The organism is Thermoanaerobacter wiegelii Rt8.B1, assembly GCF_000147695.2.
In the GTDB taxonomy this organism is placed as follows: domain Bacteria; phylum Bacillota; class Thermoanaerobacteria; order Thermoanaerobacterales; family Thermoanaerobacteraceae; genus Thermoanaerobacter; species Thermoanaerobacter ethanolicus.
In genome coordinates this window covers 1,593,250-1,609,229 of record NC_015958.1, presented here as the reverse complement: position 1 = coordinate 1,609,229, position 15,980 = coordinate 1,593,250, and the positions used below count along the sequence as shown (strand labels likewise).

General features: G+C 33.1%; 15 protein-coding genes and 1 pseudogene. All 16 read left to right on the top strand.

Annotated elements, in window-relative coordinates:
• Positions 1–48: 48 nt before the first annotated feature.
• The 16 genes and pseudogenes from THEWI_RS08005 (at position 49) to THEWI_RS07930 (ending at position 15,839) form a co-directional block, all read left to right on the top strand.
• A complete protein-coding gene (locus tag THEWI_RS08005) occupies positions 49–1,500 on the top strand; it encodes a UDP-N-acetylmuramoyl-L-alanyl-D-glutamate--2,6-diaminopimelate ligase (RefSeq protein ID WP_014063052.1) in 1,452 nt (483 codons plus the stop codon).
• Positions 1,497–2,882: a UDP-N-acetylmuramoyl-tripeptide--D-alanyl-D-alanine ligase gene (locus tag THEWI_RS08000; protein ID WP_014063051.1), complete on the top strand. Its 1,386-nt coding sequence runs from the start codon at positions 1,497–1,499 to the stop codon at positions 2,880–2,882. The genes THEWI_RS08005 and THEWI_RS08000 overlap by 4 nt, the downstream gene beginning before the upstream one ends.
• Before the next feature lies 1 nt (position 2,883).
• Positions 2,884–3,834 (top strand): phospho-N-acetylmuramoyl-pentapeptide-transferase, encoded by a 951-nt coding sequence (mraY, locus tag THEWI_RS07995; RefSeq protein WP_003871203.1) that lies wholly within the window; start codon positions 2,884–2,886, stop codon positions 3,832–3,834.
• Between the two features lie 12 nt (positions 3,835–3,846).
• Positions 3,847–5,211 (top strand): UDP-N-acetylmuramoyl-L-alanine--D-glutamate ligase, encoded by a 1,365-nt coding sequence (gene murD / locus THEWI_RS07990; RefSeq protein ID WP_014063050.1) that lies wholly within the window; start codon positions 3,847–3,849, stop codon positions 5,209–5,211.
• Positions 5,212–5,215: 4 nt separating this feature from the next.
• Positions 5,216–6,322: a stage V sporulation protein E gene (gene spoVE / locus THEWI_RS07985; protein ID WP_014063049.1), complete on the top strand. Its 1,107-nt coding sequence runs from the start codon at positions 5,216–5,218 to the stop codon at positions 6,320–6,322.
• Between the two features lie 6 nt (positions 6,323–6,328).
• Positions 6,329–7,423 (top strand): undecaprenyldiphospho-muramoylpentapeptide beta-N-acetylglucosaminyltransferase, encoded by a 1,095-nt coding sequence (murG, locus tag THEWI_RS07980; protein ID WP_014063048.1) that lies wholly within the window; start codon positions 6,329–6,331, stop codon positions 7,421–7,423.
• Positions 7,424–7,496: 73 nt separating this feature from the next.
• Positions 7,497–8,750 (top strand): UDP-N-acetylglucosamine 1-carboxyvinyltransferase, encoded by a 1,254-nt coding sequence (murA, locus tag THEWI_RS07975; protein WP_004402387.1) that lies wholly within the window; start codon positions 7,497–7,499, stop codon positions 8,748–8,750.
• Between the two features lie 57 nt (positions 8,751–8,807).
• Positions 8,808–9,521: a cell division protein FtsQ/DivIB gene (locus THEWI_RS07970; protein WP_004402386.1), complete on the top strand. Its 714-nt coding sequence runs from the start codon at positions 8,808–8,810 to the stop codon at positions 9,519–9,521.
• 15 nt (positions 9,522–9,536) lie between these two features.
• Positions 9,537–10,259 (top strand): DUF881 domain-containing protein, encoded by a 723-nt coding sequence (locus tag THEWI_RS07965; protein ID WP_014063047.1) that lies wholly within the window; start codon positions 9,537–9,539, stop codon positions 10,257–10,259.
• Positions 10,259–10,603: a small basic family protein gene (locus THEWI_RS07960; protein ID WP_003871210.1), complete on the top strand. Its 345-nt coding sequence runs from the start codon at positions 10,259–10,261 to the stop codon at positions 10,601–10,603. Before THEWI_RS07965 ends, THEWI_RS07960 begins: the two co-directional genes overlap by 1 nt.
• Positions 10,604–10,628: 25 nt before the next feature.
• On the top strand, positions 10,629–11,855 hold the full coding sequence (gene ftsA, locus THEWI_RS07955) for a cell division protein FtsA (protein WP_004402384.1): 1,227 nt from the start codon (positions 10,629–10,631) through the stop codon (positions 11,853–11,855).
• A 15-nt stretch (positions 11,856–11,870) separates the two neighbouring features.
• Positions 11,871–12,944, top strand: coding sequence for a cell division protein FtsZ (ftsZ, locus tag THEWI_RS07950; protein WP_014063046.1), 1,074 nt, complete (start codon positions 11,871–11,873; stop codon positions 12,942–12,944).
• A gap of 174 nt (positions 12,945–13,118) precedes the next feature.
• Positions 13,119–13,948: pseudogene (gene spoIIGA / locus THEWI_RS07945) on the top strand (sigma-E processing peptidase SpoIIGA).
• A gap of 14 nt (positions 13,949–13,962) precedes the next feature.
• Positions 13,963–14,688 (top strand): RNA polymerase sporulation sigma factor SigE, encoded by a 726-nt coding sequence (gene sigE, locus THEWI_RS07940; protein WP_003871580.1) that lies wholly within the window; start codon positions 13,963–13,965, stop codon positions 14,686–14,688.
• Positions 14,689–14,757: 69 nt separating this feature from the next.
• Positions 14,758–15,528, top strand: a complete 771-nt coding sequence (gene sigG, locus THEWI_RS07935; RefSeq protein ID WP_004402381.1) for an RNA polymerase sporulation sigma factor SigG — start codon at positions 14,758–14,760, stop codon at positions 15,526–15,528.
• A gap of 68 nt (positions 15,529–15,596) precedes the next feature.
• Entirely contained in the window at positions 15,597–15,839 is a 243-nt protein-coding gene (locus THEWI_RS07930; RefSeq protein ID WP_014063044.1) for a YlmC/YmxH family sporulation protein, read from the top strand.
• Positions 15,840–15,980 lie beyond the last annotated feature (141 nt).

Below are 15,980 nucleotides of genomic sequence, written 5' to 3'. Positions count from 1 at the left end.
TATTTAGTGGTGGTATGCTTTTTAGATATTTTTGTGAGGAGGCCTAACATGAAACTTATAGATATTTTAAAAGGAGTCAACTGCGAGATAAAAGGAGATCCTAATATAGACATCAGTGGGGTGTGTTACGATTCCCGTAAATCTAAAAATAAATATTTATTTATCGCTATAAAAGGGTTTAAAACCGATGGTATTTTCTATGTGGAAGAGGCTATTAAAAATGGGGCAGTTGCTGTTGTTACAGATAGGGAAATAAAAGAATATCCCGGAATTACAACAGTATTAGTAGAAGATGCTCGAGCTGCCATGGCAAAAATAGCTTCTAATTTTTACAATAATCCCACCAGCAAACTTACTTTAATTGGTGTAACAGGAACAAATGGCAAAACCTCTGTTACTTATATGCTAAAAGCGATTTTAGAAAGGCAAAATAATAAAGTGGGATTAGTAGGGACTATACAAAATATGATAGGGGATGAAGTGATACCTTCTGTACATACCACACCTGAATCGTTGGATTTGCAGGAACTTTTTAGTATTATGGTGAACAAAGGTGTTAAGTATGTGGTTATGGAGGTATCATCTCATTCTTTAGCATTAAATAGAGTAGACGAATGTGAATTTGATATAGCAGTTTTTACCAACTTATCCCAAGACCATTTAGATTTTCACCAGAACATGGAAGAGTATGCTAAGACAAAGGGTAAGTTATTCAAGATGGCGAAGAGTGCGTCGGTCATCAATATAGATGATAAATACTCTTCTATGATGATTGAGAGTTCTAAAGCAAAGGTTTTGACTTATGGTATAAAAGATTTTGCTTATGTTATGGCAAAGGATATTAGGAATAGTCTAAGCGGTGTAAAGTTTAAAGTTCAGATTGAAGATAAAAAAGAAGAGATTTCATTAAAAATTCCAGGAATTTTTAGCGTCTACAATGCTTTAGCTGCCATTACAGTGGCTGATTTTCTTGGCATTTCTTTGCGAAGTGTGAGAGAGGCTTTAAGTCAGGTCACAGTAAAAGGTCGATTTGAACTGGTGGAGACAGGAAAAGACTTTTATGTGATTATAGATTATGCCCATACTCCTGACGGAATACAGAATATAATGGAAGCCTTGAAGGAATATAAAACTGGAAGAAAAATACTTCTTTTCGGTGCTGGAGGAGATAGAGATAAAACTAAAAGGCCTTTGATGGGAGAAGTTGCAGGGAAGTATGCGGATTTTTGCATTTTGACTTCGGATAATCCTCGTTCGGAAGACCCAAGAGAAATAATTTCACAAATTGAGGAAGGCATAAAAAAGACTAATTGCCCTTATGTTGTAATAGAAAATAGAAAAGAAGCGATAAGCTACGCTCTGACTAATGCTCAAAAAGACGATGTAATAATACTTGCAGGTAAAGGACACGAAACTTATCAAATTATAGGAGATAAGGTTATTCACTTTGATGAGAGAGAAATAGTTAAAGAAATTTTGTCTGAAGGCGGTAATAGATGATGGAACTTTTAATAGATGAAATTGTAAGAGCTACTGAGGGAAAATTGATAAAAGGAAGTTTAAAGGATAAAGTAATAGGAATTTCAACTGATTCGAGAAAAGTCAAAAAAGATGAATTATTTATCCCTTTAAAAGGGGAAAAATACGATGGAGAAGATTTCGTAAAAGATGCAATAGACAAAGGTGCTATTGCAGTTATTACTGCGAGGTTGGAAAATGTAGAGTGTTTGAAAGATTTTTCAGTTGATGTCATTTACGTTAATGAGACTTTAGAAGCTTTGCATAAAATTGCTTCTTATTATAGAAAAAAATTCAATATTCCTTTTATTGCTGTGACAGGTAGCAGTGGAAAAACTACTACGAAAGATATGATTGCACAAATATTGTCTAAAAAGTATAAAGTTTTGAAAACAGAGGGAAATTTTAATAATGAAATTGGCTTGCCATTGACAATTTTTAATTTGGAAGATACTCATCAGATTGCGGTAGTGGAAATGGGAATGAGTGGTTTTGGAGAAATTAGGAGGCTAAAGAATATTGCAGAGCCTCAAGTAGCAGTTTTTACAAATATAGGAGTTGCTCATATCGAAAAATTAGGCTCAAGAGAAAATATATTAAAAGCAAAAACTGAGTTAATTGAAAATTTTAAAGAGGAAAATGTGATTGTATTAAATGCAGATGATGATATGCTATCAAAAATTCCTCTGAAGTATTCAAGTAAGTATTACAGGTATGGTATAAAAAGTGGAGAAATTAAAGCTTGCGATATAAAAAAAGGAGAAAAAGATATAAAATATACTTTAAAATATAAAGATTTAGAGAAAGAAATAAAGCTTTCAGTACCTGGTATTCATAATGTGTACAATTCTCTTGCTGCTATTTGTGTTGGATTAGAGTTTGGTATCAATGTAGAGGACATGGCAGAGGCTTTAAAAGATTTTCAACCAGGCAAAATGAGACTTAATATAATAGAAAAAGGTGATATGAAAATTATTGACGATGTATATAATGCTAATCCGGATTCTATGAAAGCAGCTTTAAGTGTATTAAGGGATTTACCTGCTAAGAGAAAAATAGCAGTTTTAGGAGATATGCTGGAATTAGGTGAGTATGCAGTAGAAGCACACAAAGAAATAGGAAAATTGGTGGCAGATAGCCATATAGATATTTTGATAACGTCTGGTGATATGTCGAAATATATTGCAGAAGAATCCAAGGTTTGTGGGATGAAAGGGAACAATATTTTTGTTTGTAACACTAATGAAGAGGTTAATGAAATTTTGAAAGATATTATCAAAGAAGGGGATTCAATTTTAGTAAAAGGTTCAAGAGGTATGAAAATGGAACAAATAGTACAATTTTTGCAGGAGAGGGTAAAGTAAAATGTTGCAAAAGATAATTTTGGCTACAGTTGTTGCTTTTGTGCTAAGCTTGGTGTCTGGTCCTCTTTTTATACCTTATCTTAGAAAATTAAAATTTGGGCAAAAAGTAAGGGAAGATGGGCCTAAAAGCCATTTAAAAAAATCTGGAACCCCTACAATGGGGGGAATAATGTTTATTACAGCCACAGTTATTTCTACTTTAATTTTTTCTCATTGGAACAAATATTTAGCTATTTTGTTATTAGGTTTTTTGGGATATGGTTTAATAGGATTTGCAGATGATTTTCTAAAGGTTTATTTTAAAAGACCTTTAGGTTTGAGAGCGAGAGAAAAACTTATTGGACAGTTTTTACTTGCGATAATCATTTCATATTTTGCTCAAAAATATGTAGGAACAGAAGTGATTTTTCCTTTTTTAAAAACTTCTATTGACCTTGGCAATTTTTATATTCCTTTTATGGTTTTTGTAATAGTTGGAACAGTAAATAGCGTAAACTTGACAGATGGGCTTGATGGATTAGCAGCAGGTGTATCTTTTATTGTTATGGCTTTTTTCACTATGACAGCTTTATTTTTAAATAATATAACTTATGGAGCTTTTAGCGCTGCTTTGACAGGAGGATTGTTAGGATTTTTGAGGTATAATCGTCATCCTGCAGAGGTTTTTATGGGAGATACTGGTTCCTTAGCTATTGGAGGAGCTATAGCTACTGCCGCGGTTTTGACTAAATTGCCCTTGATTTTGCCCTTATTAGGCATTATTTATGTGGCTGAAGCTCTTTCAGTGATTATTCAGGTATTGTCTTTTAGATTGTTTGGTAAAAGGGTTTTTAAAATGAGTCCTTTACACCATCATTTTGAATTGTCAGGTTGGCAAGAACAAAATGTAGTCTACGCTTTTTGGATTGTTACTCTAATTGCTATGTTTATATCTTTTTATAGTTTAAGCTAAGGAGTGCAAATTATGGAGCTAAAGGGTAAAAAAATTTTTGTGGCAGGTTTAGGAGTTAGCGGAATAGCTTTGTGTAAAGTGTTGGACAGCTTGAAAGCGAAAGTAATAGCTTATGATGGAAAAGAATATGATGTATTAAAAGAAAATTTAGAAGAAATTAAAAGTTTGTCCATAGATTTTAGGTTTGGTAAATTCAAAAAGGAATTTTTAGAAGGCATAGATTTGGTCGTTTTAAGTCCAGGTGTTCCTATTGATTCGGATATAGTAAAAACAGCACAAGAAAAGAAAATTGAAGTATTGGGAGAAGTGGAGTTTGCATATAGATTTTCTAAAGCTCCTATTTATGCAATTACAGGTACAAATGGCAAAACAACTACTACTTCTTTATTAGGCGAAATGTTTAAAAATGCAGGGAGAAAGGTATATGTTGCTGGGAATATAGGTTATCCACTTATTTATGCTGTCATGGAAGCGACAGAAGGGGATTTCATAGTAGCAGAGATTAGCAGCTTTCAATTAGAAACTATAAAAGAGTTTAAACCTAAAATAAGCTGTATAATAAATATTACCCCTGATCATTTAAACAGGCATAAGACTTTTGAAAGTTATAGAGATATAAAAGGAAGAATTTTTGAAAATCAACGAGGCGATGAATATACTGTTCTAAATTTCGATGACCCTGTTACGTGGAGTCTAAAAAACAAGGCTAAATGCAGAGTTTTTCCTTTTAGTAGAAAAAGTTCATTAGAAAATGGGGCATATGTAAAAGATGGCAGTATTTATATAAGTGTTAATGGAAATGCTAAAAAAATTATTGACATAGAGGAAATTTATATTCCTGGAGAACATAATTTAGAGAATGCATTGGCTGCTTCTTCAGTAGCATATCTTTCAGGGATTAGTGCAAATGTTATTGCAAATACTTTAAAGACTTTTAAAGGTGTAGAACATAGGATTGAGTTTGTTGATGAAATAAATGGTGTAAAATTTTATAACGATTCTAAAGGGACTAACCCAGACGCTTCAATTAAAGCAATACAGGCCTTAAAAACCCCTATAGTTTTAATTGCTGGTGGTTATGATAAAGGTAGTGAATTTGATGAGTTTGTAAAAGCCTTTAATGGGAAAGTAAAGAAATTGATTTTGATAGGGCAAACTGCAAAAAAAATCAGAGATACTGCAAGGAAGTATTCTTATCCTGAGGATGACATACTTTTTGCTGGTACTTTAGAAGAAGCTGTTAAAAAAGCTTATGAAAGTGCGAAAGAGGGAGATAGTGTACTTTTATCACCAGCTTGTGCCAGTTGGGATATGTTTAGGAATTTTGAAGAGAGGGGAAGAATCTTTAAAAAGGCAGTAGCAGAGTTGAGGAGGTAAAATAATGAAAAAAAAGTACCCTGTGGATTATGGCATTTTACTCACAGTTTTAATACTAGTCTCCATTGGTGTAATTATGGTCTTTAGTGCTAGTTCTGCCAGTGCTGAGTATATGTATAATGATGCCTATTATTTTTTAAAAAGGCAATTGTTATGGGTAATATTGGGCTTTTTTGCTATGGTTTTTATGATGAATTTTGATTACACTATTTTAAAAAAGTTAGCTGGTCCTTTACTTATTATTTCGATTGGATTGCTTATTGCAGTCTTGATTCCTGGAATAGGAGTTGAAAGGTATAATGCGACCAGATGGATAGGAGTTGGAAGCTTTACAATCCAGCCTTCTGAATTGGCAAAATATGCTCTTATTATATACTTGGCAAAATATTTTGACAAACATCCCGATTATGCAAAGAGTTTCAAAAAGGGAGTTATGCCTGTCTTAGGATTGGCAGGGTTGTTTTTTGGCCTTATAATGTTACAGCCTAATTTTAGTACAGCTGGTATTATATTTATTGTGGCTGTAATAATTCTCTTTGTAGCAGGTGCTAAATTATCTTTTATGGGAGCTTTATTTGGAGCAGGAATTGGGGCAGCTATCGTTGTTTTTTCATCTTTTAAGTATATACGGGAAAGGGTATTTACATTTTTAAATCCGTGGCAGGATATTCAAAAATCTGGATATCAAATCGTACAATCCCTTTATGCATTAGGCTCGGGAGGACTATTTGGAGTTGGACTCGGAGGAAGCAGGCAAAAACTTATGTATCTGCCTATGCCTTACAATGATTTTATATTTTCCATAATTGGAGAAGAATTAGGACTTGTTGGTACAGTCACTATACTTTTGATGTTTTTATACCTTATTTTGCGAGGTTTGAGAGTGGCAGCAAAAGCTCCAGATATGTTTGGATGTCTTTTAGCTACAGGAATTACAAGTCTTATAGGAGTTCAAACACTTATAAATGTTGCGGTTGTAACTTCTTCTATGCCACCTACAGGGGTGTCTCTTCCTTTTATAAGTTATGGAGGTACTTCTACTGTTATTATGATGGCAGGAGTAGGAATACTATTAAATATTTCACGATCTGCAAATTTAGATAGGAGTTGATGATAATTGAAATATTTGTTTGCTGGTGGAGGTACTGGAGGACATATTTATCCTGCCATAGCCATTGCTAAGGAAATATTAAAAAATGAAAAAGATGCTCAAATTTTATTTGTAGGTACAAAAAAAGGTTTAGAGAATGAATTGGTACCAAGAGAAGGTTTTGAATTAAAGACAATTACTGTGCAAGGATTTAAAAGGAAATTATCATTGGATACATTAAAAACTATTTATAAAGCAATGGTGGGGCTTAAGGAAGCAAATGATATTTTAAAAGAATTTAAACCAGATGTAGTAATTGGAACAGGGGGATATGTTGGTGGTCCTGTTTTAATGATGGCAGCTTTAAAAGGGATACCTACTTTGATTCATGAACAAAATGCTTTTCCAGGCCTTACAAATAAGGTACTATCACGATTTGTGAAGGTAGTAGCGGTAAGTTTTGAAGAATCAGTTAAATATTTTAAAAATAAAGGAAAAGTTGTGGTAACAGGTAATCCAATTAGAAGAGAATTGCTAAAAGTTACTAAAGAGGAAGGTTTAAAAAATTTGGGTTTTTATTCTGATAAACCTTTAATAGTATCAGTAGGGGGAAGTAGAGGAGCAGAAAAAATAAATTTTACAATGGTAGAATTTTTAAAGCAAAAGGATAAAAACCTGCAAGTTTTAATAATTACAGGAGCTAATCAATATGAAAAAGTGTTGGAAAAAGTTAAAACTGAAACTATAAACATAGATGAAACAGTTAAAATAATTCCTTATTGTCACAATATGCAGGATGTATATGCTGCTGCAGACATTATAATCTGTAGGGCTGGTGCTATTACTTTGGCAGAAATTACTGCAAAAGGTGTTGCTTCAATCTTGATTCCTTCTCCTTATGTTGCTAACAATCACCAAGAATATAACGCCCGGGTATTAGAAAAAGCCGGAGCTTCTTATGTTATATTAGAAAAGGATTTGACAGCAGAGAAATTATACAAAAAAATTAAATATCTTTTAGATAATCCTCAAGTACTTTCAAAAATGAGAGATAATGCCCGAAAAATTTCTAAAATTGATGCTGCGGAGAAGATATACAAGCTTATAAAAAGCATAACTTAATACCTTATGTAACACCCCATCTTATTTATGCATAGTATATGGTGTAAGCTGTATTAAATTTAGGGGTGATAAGATGGGGAAATTTAAAATTAATGGAGGGAACAGGCTGTATGGTGAGTTAAAGGTAAATGGCGCTAAAAATTCTGTTTTACCCATCCTTGCAGCATCAATTTTAAATGAAGGGATTTCTGTAATACATGATTGTCCAAAATTAAAAGATGTTTATTCAATGATAGAAATTTTAGAACATTTAGGGTGTAAGATAACTTTTAAAGGCAGAGATATTATTGTAGATGCAAGGGATGTAAAAGATAGTGAAATACCTGATAGCTTAATGAGAACCATGAGGTCATCTATATTTTTGATGGGGGCTTTAATATCAAGAAACAAAAAAGCTTTGATGAGTTTTCCAGGAGGTTGTGATATAGGACACAGACCTATAGATTTACATCTTAAGGGTTTGAGAAGATTAGGAGTTAAAATTGAAGAGTCTTATGGATATATTAAATGTGAAGGTGGGAAGATAAGAGGAAATGAAATTCACTTAGACCTTCCTAGTGTAGGAGCTACAGAAAATATTATGTTGGCGGGAGTTTTTGCAGAAGGTATTACCATCATTAGAAATGCGGCAAAAGAACCGGAAATAGAAGACTTGCAGAATTTCTTAAACTCTATGGGAGCGAAAATATCAGGAGCTGGTACTAACACGATTATCATAGAAGGAGTAAAAAGATTGCATGATGCGGAATACACCATAATTCCAGACAGAATTGTTGCAGGTACTTATCTTTGTGCTGCGGCGATGACACGAGGAGAATTAACAGTAGTAAATGCTTTAAAAGAACATTTAGAACCATTGCTGTCAAAATTGAGAGAGACGGGATGCGAAATACATGCTGGAAATGATTATATAAAAATTATAGGCGATAAGCGCCCCAAAGCAGTAGATATGATTGTTACCTTGCCATACCCTGGCTTTCCCACAGATTTGCAGCCTCAGATGGTTTCGGTTTTATCTGTAGCAGATGGGACATCTATTGTTACGGAGACAATATTTGATAATAGATTTAAATACACAGAAGAACTAATACGAATGGGAGCAGATATAAAAGTGGATGGAAGAGTAGCGGTAATACGTGGTGTTGAGAAGCTAATGGGTGCAAAAGTAGTAGCAAGAGATTTAAGGGGAGGAGCTGCTTTGATTATTGCAGGTTTGGGGGCAGAAGGTGCTACAATAGTAGAAGAAGCAGAACACATTGATAGAGGATATGAATCAATCGAAAAGGCTTTAAAAAGTGTGGGAGGGGATATTGTAAGAATAATGTAAAACAGCGTCATGCTGTTTTACATATGCGAAAGAAAAGTACAAGCAGGGGATGGTTTAATGGTTAAAAGGGCTTTTAAGAAGCGGTTTTTAATATTTATGTTTGTGATGCTAGTATTTATAGTTTTGCTTTACCTTTTTATGTTTCAATCAAATTATTTTGAGATTAAAACTATAAAAGTTGTAGGTAATCAAATTTTATCTTATAATGATATTAAAGAGTTGGCTATGATAGATTATGGAATGAATATTTTTAAAGTTACTCCTAAAAAAATAGAAAGTAATTTACTTGCTAACCCCTATATAAAAGAAAGCAAAGTAAAAATTCAATATCCTGATACTGTAGAAATATTTATAAAAGAAAGACAAATAGTTGCACAAGTCAAATATCAAAAAGACTATTTAATGATAGATAAAGAAGGAGTGGTAATAAAAAAGGACGATTATAACCCTGAACTTCCTGTTATAGAAGGAATAAAAGTTGAGAAATATCAAATTGGCAAAAAGTTGAATGATATTTTTGAAAAAAGTTATTTGGGAACGCTTTTAGAACTCATAGAAGGTACTGATTTTTGTTCTGTTATAAAATATATGAATGAAAGACAAATTATATTAGTTACAAAAAATGGCATAGATATATCTTTTGACAATCCTTCTGATATTAATTATTCTTTCAAATTTGCCGAATTAATATTAAAAGATTTGGTTGAAAAAGGGTATCATAAAGGTACAATTCAAATTATTGGAGACAGCAATCCAGTATTTATGCCATAGAGGATGGGGGTACTTATGAAAAAAAGTGTATATATTTCCGTAGCTTTAGTTTCAATAGTATTAGGAATAATGCTTTCTACTCAATTTAAAATAGTAAAAAAAAGCGGCGTAGTTACTGTGCAGAGAGCAGAAGAATTGGCAGCTCAATTAAAGGAACTGCAGTCAGAAAAGGATGCTCTTCTAAAACAGATTAATGATTTAGAAGCAAAAATAAATGCTTACGAAGATTCTGCGTCCAAGAATAGCGTAATTACTCATACTTTGAAAAATGATGTAGAAAAATATAAAGAATTAGCAGGACTGACTGACCTTCAAGGTCCAGGAGTAATTGTAACTATAAATGATAGCAAACAAGCCGTTCCCCCAGGACAAGACCCTAATTTATTTCTGGTCCACGATGAGGACTTATTGCGAGTTGTAAATGAGCTAAGAGCGGCAGGAGCGGAGGCCATATCTTTAAATGACCAAAGATTAATTGCTACTTCAGAAATTAGGTGCGTTGGCCCTACAGTAAATGTAAATTCTGTGCGTTTTTCTGCGCCGTATGTCATAAAGGCTATTGGAGACCCTGATACATTAGAGGCTGCTCTTAAGCTAAAGGGTGGAGTAGTAGATACTTTAGCTACTTGGGGAATAGAGGTAAATATCAAAAAATCGGACAATATATTGATTAAAAAATATGACGGAGTGATAAAGTTCAGATATGCAAAACCTTTAGTTGAAGGAGAGAACAAGTAATGGCTTATATTATAATAGTTAGTTTATTAATAGGAATAGTGATAGGTTTTATTTTGCCAATTAATATCCCCAGCACTTATGTTTCTTATTTATCTGTTGCTATTCTTGCAGCGTTGGATTCAGTTTTTGGTGGTATTAGAGCTAGTCTTGAAGAGAAGTTTGATAATCTTATTTTTATAACTGGCTTTTTTGGCAATGCGATATTGGCAGGAGGCCTTGCTTATATTGGAGATGTGTTAGGAGTTCCTATTTATCTTGCGGCAATTTTTGTATTTGGAAGCAGGCTATTTGTCAATTTTGCATATATAAGGAGATATCTGATAGACAAGATGCGAAAAAGATAGCAGTCTCCTGAAGGAGGATTTGATAATGGGTGATTTAATAGTTGGTTTAGACATTGGCACATCTAAAGTATGTACAATTATTGGAGAAGGGGATAAAAATGGAGAACTGCATATTGTTGGGATTGGCTATTATCCGTGCTATGGGGTTAAAAAAGGGGTTATTGTAGATATAGATGAAACTGCCTATTCTATAAAAAAGTCTGTAGAGCAAGCGGAAAGAATGGCCAACCAAAAAATATCCTCTGTGTATTTGAAAATATATGGAGGGTTGACGACTATATATAAAAACAATGGAGTAGTAGCAGTATCGAGAGAAGATAGAGAAATAACAAAACAAGATGTGGATAGAGTTTTACAAGCTGCTAAAATCATTGCTATTCCTTCTGATAAAGAAATTATCGATGTTATACCATTAGAATATATTGTGGATGGGTATGGGGAAATAAAAGACCCTGTTGGAATGGCGGGTATAAGGTTAGAGGTAAATGCCGCTATAGTAACAGGTAGTGTTACCGCTATTCAAAATATGGAAAAGTGCGTTAAAAAAGCAGGGTTAGAGGTAGAGGGAATAATTGTAGGCCCTTTAGCTACAGGAGAAGCAGTACTTTTAAAAGATGAAAAAGAGTTGGGGGTTGCATTAATTGATGTGGGTGCAGGAGTGACTGATATTTCTGTTTTCAAGTATGGCAGCCTTATTTATTCATCTATGATAGCAGTCGGTGGATGGCATATCACAAACGATTTATCTATAGGGTTAAAGATTTCTTTTGAAGAAGCCGAAAATATAAAGAAGAAATATGGAACTTTAGAAAAATTATCCCCTGAAAAGCTGGAACCAATTAAAATTGCTAGTTTAGCAGGTAAAAGCAAATCAGCTACAGATGTAAATGAAATATCTGATATAATAGAAGCGAGGGTTTCTGAACTTTTAATGCTTGTGTATGAGAGATTGGAAGAAGCAAAAGTTCTGGAAGACATTGTTACAAATGTAGTCATAACAGGTGGAGGCATTTCCTTTTTAAAGGGAAATATAGAGTTGGCACAAAAAATTTTTAATAGAAACATTCGCATTGGTTCTCCGCAAAATATCGGAGTAGCAACTCCTATTTACTCGGCAGGGGTAGGAGTGGTAAAATATGTATATAACAATAAGAGGTTTATGCATAATGTCCAACCGACTGATAAAAAAGAGAAAAAGAGTTCTAAATTAGTTGATAAACTCAAAGAAATATTTAGCGATTTTTGGGCGTAAAGAGGAGGGTTTTTTGTGATAGGTATAGAAACTGATATGGAACAATTTGCTGCTATTAAAGTAATAGGAGTTGGTGGTGGAGGCGGAAATGCTGTAAATCGAATGATTGATGCTGGCCTTCGCGGTGTTGAGTTTATTGCAATTAATACAGACAAGCAGGCTCTTTATTTATCAAAAGCTGAAACAAAGATACAAATTGGTGAAAAATTAACAAAAGGGTTAGGAGCAGGAGCAAACCCTGAAATTGGGAAAAAAGCTGCTGAAGAATCTAGAGAAGAAATAGAACGAGTCATAAAAGGTGCTGATATGATATTTATCACTTCTGGCATGGGAGGAGGCACAGGAACAGGAGCTGCTCCTGTTGTGGCGGAAATAGCAAAAGAATTAGGAATTTTGACTGTAGGAGTAGTTACCAAGCCTTTTACCTTTGAAGGGAGAAAAAGGATGGCCCATGCAGAAATGGGCATTGAAGAACTTAAAAAACATGTAGATGCTCTTATTACTATTCCTAATGATAGATTATTGCAAGTTGTTGAAAAAAAGACTTCAATGATTGATGCTTTTAAATTAGCAGATGATGTTTTAAGACAGGGTGTTCAAGGTATATCCGACCTTATCGCAGTCCCTGGACTTGTAAATGTGGATTTTGCTGATGTTAAAACTATTATGACAAATACAGGACTTGCACATATGGGAATAGGTATAGCTTCTGGGGAGAATAAAGCGACTGAGGCAGCGAAACAAGCAATCCATAGTCCATTATTAGAGACTTCAATTGAAGGCTCAAGAGGAATATTACTTAATATTGCAGGAGGTCCAAATTTAACCATATTTGAAGTTAATGAAGCGGCTAATTTTATCTATGAAGCTGCAGACCCTGATGCAAATATTATATTTGGTGCAGTAATAGACGAGGCATTAGAGGACCAAATAAGGATTACTGTTATAGCTACAGGATTTGAAAGAAATGAAAAATCTAAGGATACAGCAAAGAAAAAAGACACTAGGGAGCCTGAAGTAAAATTAGAAAATGTTATAGAGAGTGATGATTTAGATATACCTACTTTTTTAAGAAGAGGGAGACGATAAATCTGCAAAGGTTTCTTTGCAGATTTTTTTATGCAAAAATTCTACAAAAACAACCTTATTTTTATTCCAAAATATTACAATAAATTTGAGATTTTTATTTTATAATATGAATAAAATAAGCAAATGGGAATATACATTGTATAAGGATTAAAAGTGTCCCCGGGGATGGTATGAATGTATTTAGACGTAATTTTTTTCGAAAATTTAATTATTAACTATCTTATTTTATCCCTTACACGAAAATTTTCTAAAAAGGGCAGCAAACCTATTAAGCTTTTTTTAGGTGCATTATTGGGAGCGTGTTATGTCCTAATATTTTTTTGTTACCTTATAAGATGATTCACGAAGTTTTCGCAAAAATTATTTTATCTCTCTTAATAATATATATGGCATTTACTCCAAAAACATTAAAAGAATTTTTGAGAATTTTAGCAGTTTTTTATCTAATTTCTTTTGCGATAGGTGGGACAATTTTTGCAGTTTTGTATACGGCAAAATTTAATTTACACAGTTTATGGATTGGAATATTGATAGCTATTTTACTTTTCTATACTAATTGGGATTATATAGTGAGAAAATCAAAAGAGGAAAAAATGTTATACAGCATAAAAATAGAAATTTTTCAGAAACAAATAGAGATAAAAGGATTGTTAGATACTGGAAATAGATTATACGACCCTTTAACTAAATCGCCTGTTGTGGTAGTAGAGTTTTTGGCTATGAAAAATATACTTCCTGATAATATGGAAATTTTATTAAATGAAGAGATGATAGATTTTAACAAAATTTTTGAAGTTTTGAAAGAGGAAAGATGGTTATCAAGGATAAGGTTAATACCCTTTATATCAGTAGGACAGTCTAAAGGAATAATGTTAGGATTTAAGCCAGATAAATTAGTGGTAGGTGAAAAAGAGGTAAGGAATGTAATAGTAGGAGTATACAAAAGCCAAATAGATAAATATGGTAATTATGCGGCGTTGTTAGCACCAGAAATTTTAGTATAATGGGGGTGTTGGAAGTGCAACTAAAAACAAAAGTAAAAATAGAAATGCTATTGTTGTGGAAAAAAATCCTTGATTTTTTAGATTTATCTGAAGGCATATTTTATATTGGAGGAAGTGAAGCATTACCTCCACCTCTTTCTGTAGAAGAAGAAATATATTTAATTTCAAAAATGGAAAAAGGAGATAATGAAGCAAAAACGGTACTTATTGAAAGAAATTTAAGGTTGGTAGTATATATAGCAAAAAAATTTGAAAACACAGGAGTAGGAATCGAAGATTTAATATCTATTGGCACGATTGGACTTATAAAAGCTATTAATACTTTCAATCCTAAGAAAAAAATAAAATTAGCTACTTATGCTTCTCGATGCATTGAGAATGAGATATTAATGTATTTAAGAAGGAATAGCAAAACTAAATTAGAGGTTTCTTTTGATGAACCTTTAAATGTAGATTGGGATGGAAATGAACTTTTGCTTTCAGATATTTTAGGCACTGATAACGAAACAGTTTATAAATATATCGAAGATGAAGTAGAAAAGGAATTATTGACTTCTGCATTAAAGAAATTACCAGATAGAGAAAAAAAGATAATAGGACTTAGATTTGGATTAGAGGGTGGAGTAGAAAAGACTCAAAAAGAAGTGGCAGATATGTTGGGAATTTCACAGTCCTATATTTCTCGCTTAGAAAAAAAGATTTTAAAAAGATTAAAAAAAGAAATGAATAGACTAGTTTAAGCGTTTCTGTATATTTTTTTATCCTGCCGGCAATACTGTTAATAAGCTAAACATGTGGGGGCAGGATTTATGAATAACAAAGTTGAAATTTGCGGTGTCAATACTTCTAAGTTACCTGTTTTAAAACCTTCCAAGCAAAAAGAGCTACTGCAGCGGATGAAAAATGGAGACAAAAAAGCGAGAGAAGAATTTATAAATGGGAATTTGCGATTGGTACTAAGCGTTATTCAACGGTTTAATAATCGCGGAGAGTACGTAGACGATTTGTTTCAAGTAGGATGTATAGGGCTTATAAAAGCTATTGACAATTTTGACTTAAATCAAAATGTAAAATTTTCTACTTATGCTGTTCCAATGATAATTGGAGAAATAAGAAGATACTTAAGAGATAATACTCCTATAAGGGTGAGCCGCTCTTTAAGAGATATAGCCTATAAAGCATTACAGGTAAGGGACAAATTAGTATCGGAAAATTCCAAAGAGCCGACAGTAGGCGAAATAGCTAAAGAGCTGGACCTTCCAAGAGAGGAAGTGGTAATGGCTCTTGATGCTATTCAAGAACCGGTTTCTTTGTTTGAACCTATATATCATGATGGTGGAGATGCAATTTATGTGATGGACCAAGTCAGCGATGACAAAAATATGGATGAAGTGTGGCTAGAGAAAATTGCATTAAAAGAAGCAATACAAAAACTAAGCGAAAGGGAAAAAATGATATTGACGATGAGATTTTTTGAAGGGAAAACCCAGATGGAGGTAGCAAAAGAGATAGGAATATCTCAAGCACAAGTTTCAAGATTAGAAAAAGCGGCTTTAAATCACATGAGGAAATACATCTAGCTTATCAGGAATGATAAGCTAGATTTTTTCATATAATTTTATGAAAAGGACAAAAGGGGGAAATGAGGATGATTAAAGCTTCAGAGTTAAGAGATAAAGATGTTATAGATATAAATACAGGAGAAAAATTAGGGAATATAATTGACATTGAAGTAAACCTTGAAGAAGGAAGAGTAGAGGGAATTGTTATACCGAAAGAAACAAGTTTTTTTAGGTTTTTTAATAAAGATATAGAAATATACTTGCTGTGGGAATCTATAAAAAAGATTGGAACGGATGTAATATTAGTAGATTATAAATTGCAATATTAAATGCAACACTTAATGAAAATCATGTAGATATAGGATTTGGGACAAATCATATATAACCTTAAGCCCATCTTAGTTAACAAATTGAGCGAAGGTCGTGATTTGTCAAGGGTTTAAGTCAGGCGAAGCCTGCCCCTTGACAAA